We start from the raw sequence: 16,439 nt of genomic DNA, 5'->3' as shown, positions 1-16,439 counted from the left end.
GCTCGGCTTTGAGAGAACGACATGCATAAACAAACACGCTAAAGCGCATCGCGTGAATCCGGTTCAGCGCGACGCGCTTTAGCGGAGCCAGCCGACGGCCAGTTCCTTGACGGCGTCGAGGGCGCGTTGCGGCAGCGTGCCGATGCCGATCGATTCGGCGGCGAACAGCGGCGTCTCCTGGCTCAGCGTATCGCCGATCCAGACCCGCAGCACGCCTACCGGCTGCCCCTCCTCCACAGGTGCGGCAACCGGTCCGTCATAGACGATGCTCGCCGTCAGTTTGTCGCGGTTGGCTACCGGCAGGAAGATGGCGATCGGCCCTTTCGCCTTCAGCGTCACGCCGGCTTTAATGCCGCCGAAAACCTGAGCTTGGCCCACCACCTCGTCCTTGGCGAAGATTTGCGTCTTCTCGAAGGAACGGGCACCCCATTCGAGCAGCTTGCGCGCCTCCTCGGCGCGTTCCTTGTCGCTGGCGAGCCCGCTCATCGCCGCGATCACCCGCGCGCCATTGTGGCTGACCGAGCCGACTATGCCGAAACCGGACACCTCACTGCTGCCGACCGCCAGGCCGTCGGCGCCGATGTCCATCGCCAGCAGCGGGTTGCGATTCCTCTGCGAAATCTTGTTCCAGGTAAAATCCTTCAGGCCGTAGTAGCGATAGAGGTCCGGATAGTCGCGCCACAGATGCAAAGCCAGCATTGCCAGTTCGCGCACGCTCGTCTGCTGGCCGTCCGCCGGCAGCCCGGTCGAATTGACGAAAGTCGATTTGGCCAGGCCGATCTGGCGGGCGCGTTCGGTCATCTGCGCGGCGAAATTGTCCTCGGACCCGGCCAAGCCTTCGGCCAGCACGATACAGCCGTCATTGGCCGCCTGCACCGTCACGCCCTGGATCAGGTCCTCGACCCGGACCGCCGATTTGAGCTTGGCAAACATCGTCGACGTTCCCGAAGGGGCGCCGCCCTTGCGCCAGGCGTTTTCACTCACCACGAACGTGTCGTCGAGGGTCAGGCGCCCGGACTTGATGGCGTTGAACACCACTTCCATCGTCATCAGCTTGGCCATCGAGGCCGGCTGTATCGGCTTGTCGGCGTCCTTGGAAAACAACACCGTCCCTGTGTCGGCGTCTATCATGAAGGCCTGGGCTGCCTTGGTCTCGAAAAGCTGCGCGCTGGCGGGCGCGATGCAAAACAGCAGCAGGGCCAATCCCAGAAATTCGGCCAAAGGCGGAAAGACGCGCAACTGCATGAAATCTCGACCCGTTTGCCGGTTCTGGCGCAGCCAAGCTATCAGGGTTTTTTCCGCAGGATCAACCGTGCGGGAAAAATAGATCAGTTGCGCACGGCCAGGGCGTCCGGCGCACCATGCGACCAGGCCGCCTGCAGCAGATCGTCGACGCCGCCATGGCCGTCCGGATAGAGGTTCACCGCATACCAGTCCTTGCCGTCGAATTCGGAACGCTGGATCTCTATCCTGCCGAAGGGCTCGAGCGCGGCCGCCACGCGTTTTGCCTCGGTGGCGTCGTCGAAGGTGCCGGCCGCGACATAGGCCGGCGATGGCGCCTGGGGATTGGCGCTCTTCCATGAGCGCAGGATGTCGGCGGGCGACATGCCGTCGTCGCCAAGTGCGGCAAAGACATCGGCGCTCCGCACGCGCTCGTCGGCATAGGAGAGCGAGGCCACCGAAAACGGCGATTGCGGCGGCAGGCCGATATCCGGACGCTCCGGCACGATCGGACCGAAGTCGGGCAGCGCCAGGTCACCCAAGGCCGGCGATTGTGCCGGCACCTGCCCTTGCGGAATCATATCGGAATTCGTCAGCTGACCCGGAAACGGCACGGCGGCAGCGCCCACCGGCAGGCTGGGCGACGGTCCGTTCATGGCCACCATGACGCCGGTCGGCAGGCCGTCCGACGGGTCGGGTATCCTGTTGCCTGGATGGTAGGAGGCCATCAGATACTGGTCGTCATTGCCGTCGAGCGGCGCGCGGCCAACATATTCCACCTTCACCTCGGCCGTGCCGACATTGGCATAGTCGAGCATCTGGGCGGCGCGTTCCGAGACATCGATGATGCGGCCCTGGTGGTAGGGACCGCGGTCATTGACGCGCACGATGACCGAACTGCCGGTCTTGAGATTGGTGACGCGAGCGTAGCTCGGCAGCGGCATGGTCGGGTGCGCCGCCGTCAGATGGCTCATGTCGTAGACTTCGCCGTTGGCGGTCAGCCGTCCATGAAAGGCATCGCCGTACCAGGACGCCAGGCCGACCTTGGCATAGTGTTTGTCTTCCTTCGGATAGTACCACTTGCCGCGAACCTGGTAGGGTTTTCCGAGCTGGTCGCGGCCGCCGCCACGCCGCATGAAGGCGACGCGAGGGCTGGCCTTCACGCCATATTCGGTTTCGGCGAAATATTCCTTGGAACGGGTCTTCTTGTGGACCATCCCTTTTGGTTCAGGCTGCGACGCGCAGGCGGCAAGCAAGGCTGCCGACATGGTGAATAGCGCGAAAGCGCAAGCACGGCGTAGACGCGGGCGCGCCGTAGTTTGCATTTCCTGATGTCCCCTACAGTCTCGACCAAAAACGCCGCGGCTTGAACGTCGCAGGAGCCAAAGCTTACCTGACTAAGACCAACGACGCCTCGAACCCCTGTCCTTTGTGCGCAGGAATTGTTTATCACGCTATTAATCGATTGTGGCCGGAACCGGGCAAGATTGTGACGCCACCCTGCCCGGCGTCGGCTGCCGGGAAACATGCGGTCCGCGCATGCCGGTTGACAGATCTTTGCCGGGCACACTAGAGCATCAGCAAGATGGCTCTCTTCATTCGCCGCCAGGCTCGAATATCTGATCGAGTGACGCTGGGCGAAGAGATGTCGCTGGAGGGATGGCCGAGCGGTTTAAGGCACCGGTCTTGAAAACCGGCGTGGGCGCAAGTTCACCGTGGGTTCGAATCCCACTCCCTCCGCCATTTGCATAAAAATTTCCGCCGCGTGCAACGCCACCGCGTAATGGTTCAATGCGCTGTTCCTGCGCTGCTGTTCACAGATGGGCGGCCAGCCTGCGACCGCAAAAGTCCGGCTGTTGTGCGGACGTAGGCTGTGGAGGCGACGGATGTTACTGCGGTACTCGAACAGTTCAAGCTTCGGGAAGTCGTCACAGAGCGCGCGAAAGCCGTCCGCCGTAAGGAAGCCCTTAGGGTTGCGCCACGGGAACGGCGCCCTGCTTTTTGAGGTGTCAGCGCCAAAGCAGCGCAGCAGTTCGTAGTCAATGAAAATTTCACTCAGAGAGAACGTCTTTCCGTGATCTTCATCAGGTCTGCGAATTCACCGGTAGCACCTTGATTACGACGGTATTTCTTACCGGAGCTGCGTAGGAGCAGCAAGCACCAGTGCGGCTCGCGCTGCCAACGCCTCTGGACCAAACCGAATACCTTGATTTTGTATCAGCAATGAAATAACCGCCCAGCAGTGACTGCAAAAGCCGGGGGGCTTTTCGTGAATTCCTATGTAATTAACCTAGACCGGAGTCCGGCTAGGTCAGGACGGATGTATGAACGCTTCGCGTCGATTGGTTTGGAATTTGAAAGAATTCCAGCGGTTGATGGAAAGTTGCTTAGCGAGAAAGGGATGTCGGACGTTTACCAGCCGGTGCCCGGCGCAGTTTCACTAACCAAAGAAGAGGTGGGCTGTTTTCTCAGCCACCGACGATGCTGGGAGGAAATTGCTTCGGGCCTCGAGCCGTTTGGCTGCGTTTTCGAGGACGATGTGATCATCTCCTCGCATTTACCTAGATTCGTTGGCAACGACACCAGTTGGATTCCCGTCGACGCCGATATCGTTAAACTAGAGACGGTCCTGGGAAGGGTGTGGCTGGACCGCGTGGTTTCTATGCTACCCGGCGATTTCCGCCTTAGCCTCCTGCGTAGCCTTCACTTCGGGACGGGTGGATACATAATCTCGAAAGCGGCGGCAGAACGGCTGTTAAAGCTGACCGAGCGATTCTCCGATCCCGTAGACCACGTGATGTTTAATCCTGCCTGTGGCGTCGCCAGAGGTCTGAAGACGTATCAAATACTACCTGCGCTCTGCATCCAGTCGTTCCATCTGTATCCGAAAGGATCTGATCTGGTCGACTCGCGCGCGCTTACACAGCACAGCGCTGTGCGATTCCCGGACAATTTGGAAAACATGCCCTGGTTGAAACGGAAAACAATATCGGCGCTCCGGCGCACTTGGCGCTTTCTGCGCCGATATTGGAGAACCGAAATTCCCTTCGCCGACGACCTAAACAGGGCGTGACCCCGACGGCCGAAACGCAAATATGGGCTGTTCGCTGCGGCAATACGGCCGGAGTCGGAATGGCATTCCATTCAAACCGACCGACGGCGAAATTGCCACTAGACGAGCGAATCGGACAACATCGGGCGTTTCATCGGTTCAAGCCTGAGCGCCCATGATTCCGTTCTGCATCGGCCGCAATCCCGTCCGTTGCGGATTGCTCACCGCAACGCTATAGAGCCGGCGTCGGAAAAGGCAGACTTGGTTCGGTAAGCCCAAGTCCTTTCGGTAACGAAAGCTCTGGTCTTTGGCCTCCTGCAGGAGATCCCCACGACGAACATCGGACGCTTCTCTCGCGTCCAATCGTTCGTCCGTGTGGTTCTCAAATCCGAGGAACGCTCCGGTCGAACATCGACAAAGGAGCAGTTCATGCACAGCCGCCATCTCGATCCCATGACGTAATAATCGCTGGTGCAGGCCCTGTCGGTCTGTTCCTCGCCTGTGAGTTGCGCCTCGCCGGCCTCTCGGTGCTGGTGCTGGAGCAAGCCGAAGACCCGCACTCCCCGTTGAAGCAGCTTCCGTTCGGGCTGCGCGGCCTCTCGGTGCCCACCATCGAAGCCCTCTACCGTCGCGGTCTGCGGGACGACATCGCCGCTCCACCAAATGCGAGGGATGGGACGGGCAACGGTGGCGCTGCGACTGGCGCGCACTGGCTGAATCAACCGCGCCGTCCGGGCGGCCATTTCGCAGGTATCCAGTTCTTCCACGATGCCATCGACGCCGCGAAATGGCCCTACCGCCTGCCAGGTTCGGCCACCGCCGCAATCGCGGTCGAAATGGCGCATCTCGAATCAGTCTTGGCCGCGCGCGCAATCGCAATGGGAGTCGAGATCAGGCGCGGCTTCGGTGTCGAGGATTTCGATCAGACGCATGAAGGCGTGACCGTTTGCGCCGGCGGTGAGATTTTTCGGGGATGCTGGCTTGTCGGCTGTGACGGCGGGCGCAGCACGGTGCGCAAGGCCGGCGACTTCGCGTTCGTCGGTACCGATCCGGAATTCACAGGCTATTCCGTTCAGATCGAAATGGCCGAGCCGGACAGGCTCACGCCGGGCCGCCACTACACGCCGACCGGCATGTACACTTATCAAAGACCCGGTACCGTCGCGATGGTCGAGTTCGATGGCGGGGCTTTCCACCGAATCCGGCCAATCACCTGCGACCACGTGCAGGCGGTTTTGCGCCGAGTATCCGGCGCGGACATCACGCTGACGGCCCTCAAACTCGCCGCCACCTGGACGGATCGCGCCTATCAGGCAACGACCTACCGCAAGGGACGAGTGCTGCTTGCCGGCGACGCCGCGCATATCCATTCCCCCTTGGGCGGCCAGGGTCTCAACCTCGGGCTCGGCGACGCGATGAACCTTGGCTGGAAGCTGGCCGCCACCATCCGCGGCGACGCGCCGGACGGTCTGCTCGACAGCTATGTCAGCGAACGCCATCCGGTCGGGGCGCAAATCCTCGACTGGTCGCGCGCCCAGGTCGCGCTCATGCGGCCAAGCCCGGCAACGCGCGCGCTCGAAACCATCATCCGTGACCTGATCGACACGCGCGACGGCGCGACATACTTCGCCGAACGGGTATGGGGTATTTCTCTTCGCTACGATCCTGGCAGCGGCCACCGGCTGGTCGGGCGCAGTGTTCCCGATTTCGAGCTGATCCAAGGAAGAAAAATCGGCGGGCTCCTCAGCCCGGGCAAGGGCCTGTTCCTTGACTTTGACGCTCGCCCATCGCTTGAAGCGCTTGCAGGCCGCTGGGGCGACCGGATCACCTACGTCGCCGGTAAGGCCAAGGATCAACTGGGCCTGAGCGCCGTGCTCGTGCGCCCCGATGGCTTCGTGGCCTGGGCCGCTGGGGATGACCCCAACCCGGAGGAAGCCGCTCAAGCCGCATCACGATGGTTCGGCGGACCCCGGAAAGGCATGTAGGCCTGCTCCCGAGGCTTTTCGTGCCGAATCGGCTAAGCCTTGGGGCCTATGAACGAAACCTCACTCTACGCGCCGGTGAAGCGGTTTCTCGAAAGCCTGGATTTTGCCGTGAAGGGCGAGATCGGCGGCTGCGACATTGTCGCGCTGCGTGAGGGGGAGCCGCCCGTCGTCGTCATTTGCGAGTTGAAGCTGGCGTTCAATCTCGAACTGGTGCTGCAAGGCGTCGACCGCGCGACCGCCTGCGACGAGGTGTGGCTGGCCGCGCGCATGTCGGCCAGGGGCAAGGGACGCGAGAGCGACGCCCGGTTCCGCAATCTTTGCCGCCGGCTTGGCTTCGGCCTGCTCGGCGTAACGGCGAGCGACCGGGTCGAGGTGCTTCTGAGCCCGGTCACCGTCACGCCGCGCAAGAACCCACGGCGCCGCTCGCGGCTGGTCGACGAACATCGCCGGCGCCGCGGCGATCCGGTCGCGGGCGGGGGATCGCGCAATCCCATCATGACAGCATACCGCCAAAGCGCCCTCGCCTGCGCCGCGGCATTGGCCGACGGGCCCAAGCGCCCGCGCGATCTCAAGGCGCTGACGCCGCTTGCGCCGAAAATCCTGCTGCACAATGTCTATGGCTGGTTCGCGCGCGTCGACCGCGGCGTCTACGATCTGACCGACGCCGGCCGTGCCTCGCTGATGCGTTGGCCGCAGCCGTCGCACGATGAATCCCGACACGGGATTTTGAACGCGCCGAGTGGCTGAGCGCGGGACAACGCCCGGCCCTTTGGTTGATTTTTCAGACAAAATATGCTGCTTGTCCCGCCCATGAAGACACTCTGCACGACGGTCATGGCGTTCTTGACCCTGGCTTTTCCGGCCAACGCCATGGACAGCGCCTTGCGCGCAGGCCTCCTGAAACTCGACCCGCAAACCCGCCTCGAACAGCGCTGTGATGCTGAAGTCCTCGACCGGATCACCCATGACGACCGCAAGTACAAGGCGGATCGGGTGGTCGCTTACGCCTTTGCCACGCCGGTCATGAGCGACGACGCCATTAAGAGCCCAGGAGCCGCCTTCCGCAGCAAGGGGCAATGGTACCGGCTGAAATTCAAGTGCGAGACGGCGCCGGACCATATGGAGGTTTTACAGCTCCGCTACCGCATCGGCGACGAGATTCCAGAGACCGACTGGGCAAAATACAATCTCTACGATTAGGTTTTTCACTGCCGTTTCGACTCGCTCGGCCGCGATTGTCGAATCCCCTCAATGGCGCCGCTGCAACGAAAGCGGTTTTGCGGCGTTGCCCGAAGCGATGTCTTGACGGCAAGGAACCATGCCTTTAGGGCGGGCTGGGCGATCGACAACGAACACTCGGCGAACAGGCAAGGGCTTCCAGGTCGATGGAAATATTTACTGCCGCAGGCTTATCGGCCCTTTTTCAGGTAATCGCGATCGATCTTGCGCTGGCTGGGGACAACGCCATCGTCATCGGCCTTGCGGCGGCCGGCTTGCCGGCCAGTCAGCGCAAACGGGCCATTCTGGTCGGCATCATCGCGGCCACCGTCCTTCGCATTTTCTTCGCCCTGATCACGCAATGGCTGCTGACAATTGGCCCCATGCTCCTCATCGCCGGCGGCCTGCTGCTGCTTTGGGTGTGCTGGAAGATGTGGCGGGAGCTGGGTGTCAGCCACGAGCAGGAGCGCGACGCGACCGAAGCGCTGTCGAATGGCGATTTCGACAAGGATGGGACCATTGCCGGCAAGTCGCCGCGCAAGACCTTCTCGCAGGCCGCCTGGCAGATCGTCATTGCCGACGTATCCATGTCGCTCGACAATGTCCTGGCCGTGGCGGGAGCGGCCATGAACCATCCGACGGTGCTGATCATCGGCCTCGCTCTGTCGATTGCGCTGATGGGCTTCGCCGCGTCCTTCGTCGCGCGCCTGCTGCACAAATACCGCTGGATCGCCTATATCGGCCTGCTGATCATCCTTTACGTCGCCGTGAAGATGCTTCTTGACGGCGCCGTGCAGCAGTTTCCCGACCAATTCGCTTTCCTGGCGCCATGGTTCGGGTCGAGCGGCCACTGAGCTGGAACCCTTGCGCCCGCCGATGTTGGTCAGTTTGAAGTTGCAGCATAGTGGTTCATTCTAATTGGGATTGAACCGGTGCCCATAGGCGCGAAGAAGCACGTCCACCTATATCGCTGGTAAGGATCAAACTTCATATGGGGAATGATCGTTCGATAAAACGTCATTAGACGCTCGCAGATGTGGTATCGATCATCGGGCGCAGCCTGGACACGTTCTCTCGGGATAAACCACTCTGCTTCTTGTGGCTCATTCAAGTAGGTAGGGTGCAGCCTGACAAAATAGCCGTCTTTGGTCATCCTGACATCGTTGGAATCGATGGGGCGGCAATCCTTGTTTCCGCAGCAGTCATAGTGAAGAACGGGATCGGTCTTGCCCGTATACCAACCGTGTGCGTCCGCATCGCCGGGCAGCACAAGCCACGCCAATGCAATATGTCCTAGCAACTGTTTCATGGGACTAGCCCCTCACCATTCTGCCTATAGCATATTAGTGAGTCCTAATCATAGCGCTGAAAGTCGCGTTGACTGGCTGCCATTACCCGGCAATTCGCTTTAAGAGCCGCGAACCAACGGCTTTCGGCTTCTTCGCTTCGATCCGCACAACGAGATCGCCGATGTCGCAGAGCTTGCCTGTTTGCCTGATCGGGCGAGCCGTGCTATTGCGCCGCCCGAATTGAGCTCCCGCCAGAGCCGTGCAAACCGTTATATGTCGAGACTTCGAGCCGGATCAGCGTTTCCGGTTCATGTCCATTGGAACCTTGCCCATGTCCGCCCCGCGCGTCAGCTTCGTCAGTCTCGGATGCCCCAAAGCCCTGGTGGATTCCGAACGCATCATCACGCGCCTGCGCGCCGAGGGCTATGAGATCGCGCGCAAGCATGACGGTGCCGATCTCGTCGTGGTCAACACCTGCGGCTTCCTCGATTCCGCCCGTGATGAATCGCTCAACGCCATTGGTTCGGCGCTTTCGGAGAACGGCAGGGTCATCGTCACCGGCTGCCTGGGCGCCGAGCCCGATGTCATTCGCGAGAAGCATCCCAACGTTCTCGCCATCACCGGTCCGCAGGCCTATGAGAGCGTCATGGCGGCCGTGCACGAGGCTGCGCCGCCGAGCCATGATCCCTATATCGATCTGCTGCCGCCTCAAGGCGTCAAGCTCACGCCGCGCCACTATGCCTATCTCAAGATTTCGGAAGGCTGCAACAATCGCTGCACCTTCTGCATCATCCCGGCGCTGCGCGGCGACCTTGTCTCGCGGCCAGCGGCCGATGTGCTGCGTGAAGCCGAGAAACTGGCCAAGGCCGGCGTCAAGGAACTCCTCGTCATCTCGCAGGACACCAGCGCCTACGGCATCGACATCAAATACCAGGCCAGCATGTTCGGTGATCGTGAAGTGCGGGCGAAATTCCTCGATCTGTCCGAGGAACTGGGCAAGCTCGGCATCTGGGTGCGCATGCACTATGTCTACCCCTACCCGCACGTGGCCGACGTCATCCCGCTGATGGCCGAGGGAAAAATCCTTCCCTACCTCGACATCCCCTTCCAGCATGCGTCGCCGCAGGTGTTGAAGAACATGCGCCGACCGGCACATGGCGAAAAGACGCTCGAGCGCATTCGCGGCTGGCGCGATGTGTGTCCCGACCTCGCCATCCGCTCGACCTTCATCGTCGGCTTTCCCGGCGAGACCGACGAGGATTTCGAGATGCTGCTCGACTGGCTGGACGAAGCGAAGATCGATCGCGCCGGCTGCTTCAAATATGAACCTGTACGGGGCGCGCGCTCCAACGAACTCGGCCTTGAGCAGGTGCCGCAGGAAATCAAGGAGGCGCGCTGGCACCGCTTCATGCAGCGCCAGCAGAAGATCTCGGCGACGCAATTGGCCAAGAAGGTCGGCAAGCGCCTGCCGGTGCTGATCGACGAAGCGCATGGCACATCAGCCAAGGGCCGCACCAAATACGATGCGCCGGAGATTGATGGCTCCGTCCACATCCAGTCGCGCCGCCCGCTGCGCGCCGGCGACATCGTCACCGTCAAGGTCGATCGCGCCGACGCCTATGACCTCTACGGCTCGGCCGTCTGAGACTGCGATTTACCACATTTCGCGATAGTTCCGGCCATTTACCCTGTTTGGCCGCCGCCTGCCTTATGGTTTCCGGACCGTAAACGCAGGAACTCAGGATGGACCCCAGACCTGTCCGCCAGGATTATATCGCGACGCTCGACCTGTTGAGGCTGGCGGCTGCGCTGGCCGTTGTGCTGTTTCACTATTTCTTCCGCGGCGCGGCTGCCGACGGCTTTCTCACGACGGGCTATCCTCATGCCGCGCCACTCGCTCTGTACGGCTATCTCGGCGTCAATCTTTTCTTTCTGATCAGCGGTTTCGTCATCGCATGGTCGGCGGAAGGCGGCGGCTGGGAAGAATTCGCCGTCGCACGTTTCGCGCGTCTATATCCGGGCTTTCTGCTCTGCATGACGATAAGCTTCGCGGTTATCGCCTTTTCCGGCACGCCGCTGCTCCCGGCCTCTCTCAGCCAATATCTCGCCAATCTCACAATGTTCGCGCCGGCCTTCGGTCAGCCTTTCATGGACGGCGTCTACTGGTCGGTCGTGCTTGAAGTGGTTTTCTACGGCTGGGTGACGCTGGCCCTGATTGCCGGCGTTTTCCAGCGATGGAAATTGGGGCTGATCCTCGGCTGGCTGGCGATCTCGGCCATCAACGAACTCTTCCTCGGCAGCGGCGCGGCGCGGCTTCTGTTTCTCACCGAGTTCGGGCCGTTCTTCGCCGCCGGCATGCTGGTCCATCATCTCCACGCGCATGGTCGCTCAGTGCCGGCCTTGCTGTTGCTGGCGGCCGCCTTCGTGCTCTCCAGCTATACGCTATCGGTGACGCAACAGTGGATGATCGGGCATTATGGCATTGCGGTCTCGTCCGCCCATCTCGTGGCCGCCAACCTCGCGATGCACGCGGCGCTGATCGGCGCTGTCCTGCTGCGCCACCGGATCAGGCCGTCGGCGTTCACGCTGGCTCTCGGCGGGCTGACTTACCCGCTTTATCTCATTCACCAGAATGCCGGCTATCTCTTCATCAGCGCCTTGACGCCGCTGGCCGGCAAATGGGTTGCAGCGTGGACCTGCGTGGCGCTCATGGTTTTGGTGTCGTGGGCGATCTGGCGCTATTTCGAGCGGCCGGTGCAGCGTTGGCTCAGGATCCGGCTCAGCCTCGTGGTGGACGCCGGCCTGGTGCGGTTTCGCCATGTCCCGGCGGTAGCGCAAGCCGCCGAATGAAAAGGGCGCCTCGCGGCGCCCTTCCCTGACGAACGTACGTAGAGCTTATTGCGGCAGCTTGTCGTCGACGCCCTTGACGTAGAAATTCATGCCGAGCAGCGTGCCGTCATCGGCGACCTCGCCGTCCTTCAGCCATGGCGAGCCGTCCTGCTTGGCGATCGGTCCGGTGAAGGGGTTCCAGCCGCCGGCGATCTTCTTCTCGGTCGCCTCGGCCATCGCCTTCACGTCGTCGGGCATATTGGTGTAGGGCGCGAGCTTCACCGCGCCGTCCTTGATGCCGAGCCAGACATTGTCGGGCTTCCAGGTGCCGTCGATGGCTGCCTGAACCCGGCTGATGTAATAGGGTCCCCATTCGTCGGTCAGCGAAGTCAACTGCGCGTTCGGCGCGAACTTGATCATGTCGGAGGACTGGCCGAAGCCGTGCAGCTTGCGCTCCTCGGCCACTTGCAGGGCCGCGGTCGAATCCGTGTGCTGGACGATGATGTCGGCTCCCTGGTCGAACAGGGCCTTGGCCGCATCGGCTTCCTTGCCCGGATCGAACCAGGAATTCACCCAGACGATCTTAGCCTTGAAATTCGGATTGATCGACTGCGCGCCGAGCATGAAGGAGTTGATGCCCATCACCACTTCCGGGATCGGGAAGGAGACGATGTAGCCGGCGACGCCGGACTTCGATTCCTTGGCCGCGATCTGACCGAGCACATAGCGGCCCTCATAGAAGCGCGCGTTGTAGATGCCGAGATTGTCCGCCGTCTTGTAGCCGGTGGCGTGCTCGAACATCACCTTGGGGAACTTCTTGGCGACCTTCACTTCTGCATCCATGAAGCCGAAGGACGTGCCGAAGATGATCTTGCAGCCCTCGCGCGCCAAGCGCTCGAAAGCGCGGTCGGCATCGGGGCCTTCGGAGACGTTTTCCAGATAGGCGGTCTCGACCTTGTCGCCGAGCGCCTTTTCGACTTCGAGGCGGCCTTGGTCGTGCTGGTAGGAATAGCCGAAGTCGCCGATCGGGCCGGTATAGACCCAGCATGCCTTCAGCTTGTCGGCGGCCTCCGCGGACGCGACCAGCGAAAATGCCGCTGTCGTCGTCATCAGGGCAATAAGCAGTTTTTTCATCGTGTTACCTCTCTGAGTTAAGCCTTGGAGCTTCCCGTCTTGTTATTGTTGTCAACGATCCGGAACGAATGGCTGCCCCAAGGAAGCCGGTGTGTTCATCATCGTCAGACGCTTGTTGCGCGAGATTAGAACGAGAACCACGACGGTCGCCAGATAGGGCAACGAAGAAAGCAGTTGCGAAGGCACTGGAATGCCAAAAGCCTGTGCATGAAGCTGGCCGATCCACACCGCGCCGAAGATATAGGCGCCCGCCAGCACCCGCCACGGCCGCCAGGACGCGAACACCACCAACGCAAGCGCGATCCAGCCGCGGCCCGCGCTCATGTTCTCGACCCATTGCGGGGTGTAGACCAGCGAGAGATGGCCGCCGGCAAGACCGGCGCAGGCGCCGCCGAAGATCACCGAGAGATAGCGGTAGCGGATGACCCTGATGCCGAGCGCATGCGCCGAGGCGTGGCTGTCGCCGATCGAGCGCAGCGTCAGCCCGGTGCGCGTCCGGAACAGGAACCACATCACCGCCGCCGTCAGCGCGATCGAGATGTAGAACAACGGATCCTGGCCGAACAGCAGTCTGCCCACCACCGGGATGGAGCTGAGCCCGGGAATATCGAGATTGGGCAACCTGACGCCGGGCTGGCCGACGAAACTGGTTCCCATCATGCCGGAGAGGCCGAGGCCGAGCAGTGTCAGCGACAGGCCGGTCGCCACCTGGTTGGTGGCCAGCGACAGCGTCATGACGGCAAACAGCAGCGAGAACAGCGCGCCCATGGCGATGGCCGCCAAGAGCCCGATCCAGGGCGAGCCGGTCAGATAGCCTGCGCCGAAACCGCCGACGGCGCCCATGATCATCATGCCTTCGACGCCAAGGTTGAGCACGCCGGAGCGTTCGACCACCAGTTCCCCGATCGCCGCAATGAGCAGCGGCGTCGCCGCCGTGGCGATGGTCAGGAGGATGTTGACGGTGATGTCCATCAGCGGGCTTCCTTCAACTTTGGCGCGGCCTCGAGCTTCGCGGCACTCTCCGATTTGGTCAGCGCCAGACCGATCAACCGGATGCGGTAATGGATGAGCGTGTCGCAGCCGAGCACGAAGAACAGCAGCATGCCCTGGAACACGCGCGCCACCTTGTCGGAGATGCCGAGCGCGCTTTGCACCGCCTCGCCGCCGAGATAGGTCAGGGCCAGCACCAGGCCCGCCGCGACGATGCCGAGGGGATTGAGCCGGCCAAGGAACGCCACGATGATGGCGGTGAAGCCGTAGCCGGGCGAAATGACGGGCTGAAGTTGCCCGATGGCGCCGGAAACTTCCGATATCCCGGCAAGCCCGGCCAAGGCGCCCGACAACAGGAAGGCGAAGAAGACCATGCGGTTGAGGCCGAAGCCGGCGAAGCGCCCTGCCCTCGGGCTGGAGCCGAGCACGCGAACCTCGAAACCCTTGAGCATGCGGCTCATCATCAGCCACACCAGCACCGCCGCGACCAGCGCGAACACGAAGCCCCAATTGGCGCGGCCGGCATCCGGCATCAGTTCCGGCAGGATGGCGGAATCGCCGAATTGGATGGTCTGCGGGAAGCCATGGCCCTGCGGGTCGCGCCAGGGTCCGCGCACCAGCCAGTCGAGGAAGAGCTGTGCGACGTAAACCAGCATCAGGCTGGTCAGGATCTCGTTGGTGCTGAAGCGGGTTTTCAGAAATGCGGGGATAGCCGCGTAGGCGGCACCGCCGACCATGCCCAGCAGAAGCATCAGCGGCAGCACCAATGGGCCCTCGAACCCAGGAAACAGCACCGGAACGGCCGAGCCGAAGATGGCGCCGAAGATGAACTGGCCTTCGGCGCCGATGTTCCAGATGTTGGCCTTGTAGCAGACCGACAGGCCGACCGCGATCAGGATCAGCGGCGCCGCCTTGATCGCCAGCTCGTGCAACTGCCAGACCTGGCTGACCGGCTCGATGAAATAGATGTTGAACGCGCTGAACGGATTGACCCCGAGCAGCGCGAACATGATGCCGCCCGCGATGATCGTCAGCGCGAAGGCGATGAATGGCGACAGCATGGAAAACAGCGCCGAGCGCTGCGACCGTTTGACGAGTTCGAGGCGCATCATGCCGTCTCCAGCGTGTGTTCGGCGTGGCCTGGTTCGGCGCCGCCCATCAGCAGGCCGATTTTTTCGAAGGTCGCCTCGGCGATCGCCAGCGGCCTGGACAGTTCGCCATTGTGCATCACCGCGATCGCATCCGATATCTCGAACAGCTCGTCGAGATCCTGGCTGATGACCAACACCGCCGATCCGCTGCGGGACAGTTCGATGAGTGCCTGGCGGATATGGGCGGCTGCGCCTGCATCGACACCCCAGGTCGGCTGGTTGACCACCATGACGTCAGGCCTGCGGTCGAGTTCGCGGCCGACGATGAATTTCTGCAGATTGCCGCCGGACAGCGCTGCCGCCTCCGGATCGGGCGCGCTCTTGCGCACGTCCATCGCCTCGATGATGCGCTGGGCGGCGGCATAGACGGTGCCGCTCTTGACCATTCCGCCCGTCCCGACGAAGGTCTTGCCGTCGGTGGCATGGCGCGACAGGAGCAGGTTTTCCGAAAGCCGCATGCGCGGGGCGGCACCATGGCCGAGGCGCTCCTCCGGCACGAAGGCTGCACCCAGCAGTCGGCGCCCGGTGATGCTGAGGCTGCCCGCATCCTTGCCGCGAATGCGCACCGAGGCGGCATCCGGCTGCAGGACTTCACCGGAAACGGATTCGAAGAACTCGCCCTGGCCGTTGCCCGCGACACCGGCGATGCCGATCACCTCGCCGGCGCGGACGGTGAGATTGATATTCTTGAGCGGGATCGAAAACGGCGTCGCCGGCTTGCGGCTGAGGCCGCGGATTTCGAGCAGGGACTGTGCCGTTTCGATGCCCGCGACCGGCGCGCGCACCACGGCCTGCACTTCGTTGCCGACCATCATGCGGGCCAAGGACGCGGCGGTCTCCTCGCGCGGATTGCAGTGGCCGACCACCTTGCCGTGCCGCAGCACGGTGGCGCGGTCGCAGATGCGTTTGACCTCCTCCAGCCGGTGCGAGATGTACAGGATCGATTTGCCTTCCGAGCGCAGACGTTCGAGCGTCTCGAACAGCTTGTCGGCCTCCTGCGGCGTCAGCACCGAGGTCGGCTCGTCCAGGATGATGAGTTGCGGCGTCTGCAGCAGGCAGCGGATGATCTCGATGCGCTGGCGCTCGCCCACCGACAGGTCCCCTACCAGCGATTCAGGATCGAGCGGCAGGCCGTAGCTGTAGGAAAGCGCCCTCGCCTTGGCCGCGATGCTGCTGATCGGGGAGCCGTCATCCAGGGAAAGCGCGATGTTCTCGGCCGCCGTCAGCGCCTCGAACAGCGAGAAGTGCTGGAACACCATGCCGATGCCGAGCTTTTTCGCGACGCCCGGGCTGGTAATTCTGACGGCCTGGCCATTCCAGAATATTTCGCCGGAATTGGGCTCCAGCGAGCCGAACAGCATCTTGACCAGCGTCGATTTGCCGGCGCCGTTCTCGCCGAGCAGCGCGTGGATCTCACCCTTGGCTATGTCGAGGTCGACATGATCGCACGCCGTCAGCGTGCCGAAAATCTTGGTCAGGCCGCGAACCTCAAGCAGATTCGCTCCGTTATGATTTGCACTCACAGTGCCTCCCATCCGGGTTCCCGGATATGTTCTGTGTTCCCGCAAGC

General features: G+C 62.2%; 14 protein-coding genes and 1 tRNA gene. 8 read left to right on the top strand and 7 right to left on the bottom strand.

The window, feature by feature from the left end; genetic code table 11:
• Positions 1–78: 78 nt before the first annotated feature.
• Positions 79–1,245, bottom strand: a complete 1,167-nt coding sequence (locus FJ428_RS16615) for a D-alanyl-D-alanine carboxypeptidase family protein (RefSeq protein ID WP_140879805.1) — start codon at positions 1,243–1,245, stop codon at positions 79–81.
• An 83-nt stretch (positions 1,246–1,328) separates the two neighbouring features.
• A complete protein-coding gene (locus FJ428_RS16610; protein ID WP_140625143.1) occupies positions 1,329–2,546 on the bottom strand; it encodes a septal ring lytic transglycosylase RlpA family protein in 1,218 nt (405 codons plus the stop codon).
• A gap of 328 nt (positions 2,547–2,874) precedes the next feature.
• Here FJ428_RS16610 and FJ428_RS16605 point away from each other — a divergent pair.
• The 6 genes from FJ428_RS16605 to FJ428_RS16580 all read left to right on the top strand — a co-directional run bounded on the left by FJ428_RS16605 (position 2,875) and on the right by FJ428_RS16580 (position 8,330).
• Positions 2,875–2,964: transfer RNA gene (locus FJ428_RS16605), tRNA-Ser, on the top strand.
• A gap of 499 nt (positions 2,965–3,463) precedes the next feature.
• Positions 3,464–4,294, top strand: coding sequence for a glycosyltransferase family 25 protein (locus tag FJ428_RS16600; protein ID WP_140879804.1), 831 nt, complete (start codon positions 3,464–3,466; stop codon positions 4,292–4,294).
• 389 nt (positions 4,295–4,683) lie between these two features.
• Positions 4,684–6,258, top strand: a complete 1,575-nt coding sequence (locus FJ428_RS16595; RefSeq protein WP_140879803.1) for an FAD-dependent monooxygenase — start codon at positions 4,684–4,686, stop codon at positions 6,256–6,258.
• A gap of 48 nt (positions 6,259–6,306) precedes the next feature.
• Positions 6,307–7,005 (top strand): DUF2161 family putative PD-(D/E)XK-type phosphodiesterase, encoded by a 699-nt coding sequence (locus tag FJ428_RS16590; protein ID WP_140557216.1) that lies wholly within the window; start codon positions 6,307–6,309, stop codon positions 7,003–7,005.
• A 45-nt stretch (positions 7,006–7,050) separates the two neighbouring features.
• The gene (locus FJ428_RS16585) at positions 7,051–7,458 is read left to right on the top strand and encodes a DUF930 domain-containing protein (RefSeq protein ID WP_140498595.1); all 408 of its coding nucleotides are present in this window, start codon (positions 7,051–7,053) and stop codon (positions 7,456–7,458) included.
• Between the two features lie 185 nt (positions 7,459–7,643).
• A complete protein-coding gene (locus tag FJ428_RS16580; protein WP_140498596.1) occupies positions 7,644–8,330 on the top strand; it encodes a TerC family protein in 687 nt (228 codons plus the stop codon).
• A 29-nt stretch (positions 8,331–8,359) separates the two neighbouring features.
• Here the strand turns inward: FJ428_RS16580 and FJ428_RS16575 are convergent, their stop codons facing one another.
• Positions 8,360–8,785, bottom strand: a complete 426-nt coding sequence (locus FJ428_RS16575) for a hypothetical protein (RefSeq protein WP_140658205.1) — start codon at positions 8,783–8,785, stop codon at positions 8,360–8,362.
• 311 nt (positions 8,786–9,096) lie between these two features.
• Between FJ428_RS16575 and rimO the strand changes: the two genes are divergently transcribed.
• A complete protein-coding gene (gene rimO / locus FJ428_RS16570; RefSeq protein ID WP_140498598.1) occupies positions 9,097–10,410 on the top strand; it encodes a 30S ribosomal protein S12 methylthiotransferase RimO in 1,314 nt (437 codons plus the stop codon).
• A gap of 98 nt (positions 10,411–10,508) precedes the next feature.
• Positions 10,509–11,615 (top strand): acyltransferase, encoded by a 1,107-nt coding sequence (locus tag FJ428_RS16565; protein ID WP_140498599.1) that lies wholly within the window; start codon positions 10,509–10,511, stop codon positions 11,613–11,615.
• 45 nt (positions 11,616–11,660) lie between these two features.
• Here the strand turns inward: FJ428_RS16565 and FJ428_RS16560 are convergent, their stop codons facing one another.
• The 4 genes from FJ428_RS16560 to FJ428_RS16545 are packed head-to-tail and all read right to left on the bottom strand — an operon-like array spanning position 11,661 to position 16,404.
• Positions 11,661–12,728: a BMP family ABC transporter substrate-binding protein gene (locus FJ428_RS16560; protein WP_140498600.1), complete on the bottom strand. Its 1,068-nt coding sequence runs from the start codon at positions 12,726–12,728 to the stop codon at positions 11,661–11,663.
• A gap of 51 nt (positions 12,729–12,779) precedes the next feature.
• Entirely contained in the window at positions 12,780–13,700 is a 921-nt protein-coding gene (locus FJ428_RS16555) for an ABC transporter permease (RefSeq protein WP_140498601.1), read from the bottom strand.
• Positions 13,700–14,830 carry an ABC transporter permease gene (locus tag FJ428_RS16550; RefSeq protein ID WP_140879802.1) on the bottom strand — a complete coding sequence of 377 codons (1,131 nt, stop codon included), beginning with the start codon at positions 14,828–14,830 and terminating at the stop codon, positions 13,700–13,702. The genes FJ428_RS16555 and FJ428_RS16550 overlap by 1 nt, the downstream gene beginning before the upstream one ends.
• Positions 14,827–16,404 (bottom strand): ABC transporter ATP-binding protein, encoded by a 1,578-nt coding sequence (locus FJ428_RS16545; protein WP_181165345.1) that lies wholly within the window; start codon positions 16,402–16,404, stop codon positions 14,827–14,829. The genes FJ428_RS16550 and FJ428_RS16545 overlap by 4 nt, the downstream gene beginning before the upstream one ends.
• Between the last annotated feature and the right edge of the window lie 35 nt (positions 16,405–16,439).

This window comes from Mesorhizobium sp. B2-8-1, assembly GCF_006440955.1.
GTDB lineage: Bacteria > Pseudomonadota > Alphaproteobacteria > Rhizobiales > Rhizobiaceae > Mesorhizobium.
The sequence above is the reverse complement of the archived record's forward strand: the minus strand, read 5'-3'. Positions and strand labels throughout refer to the sequence as shown.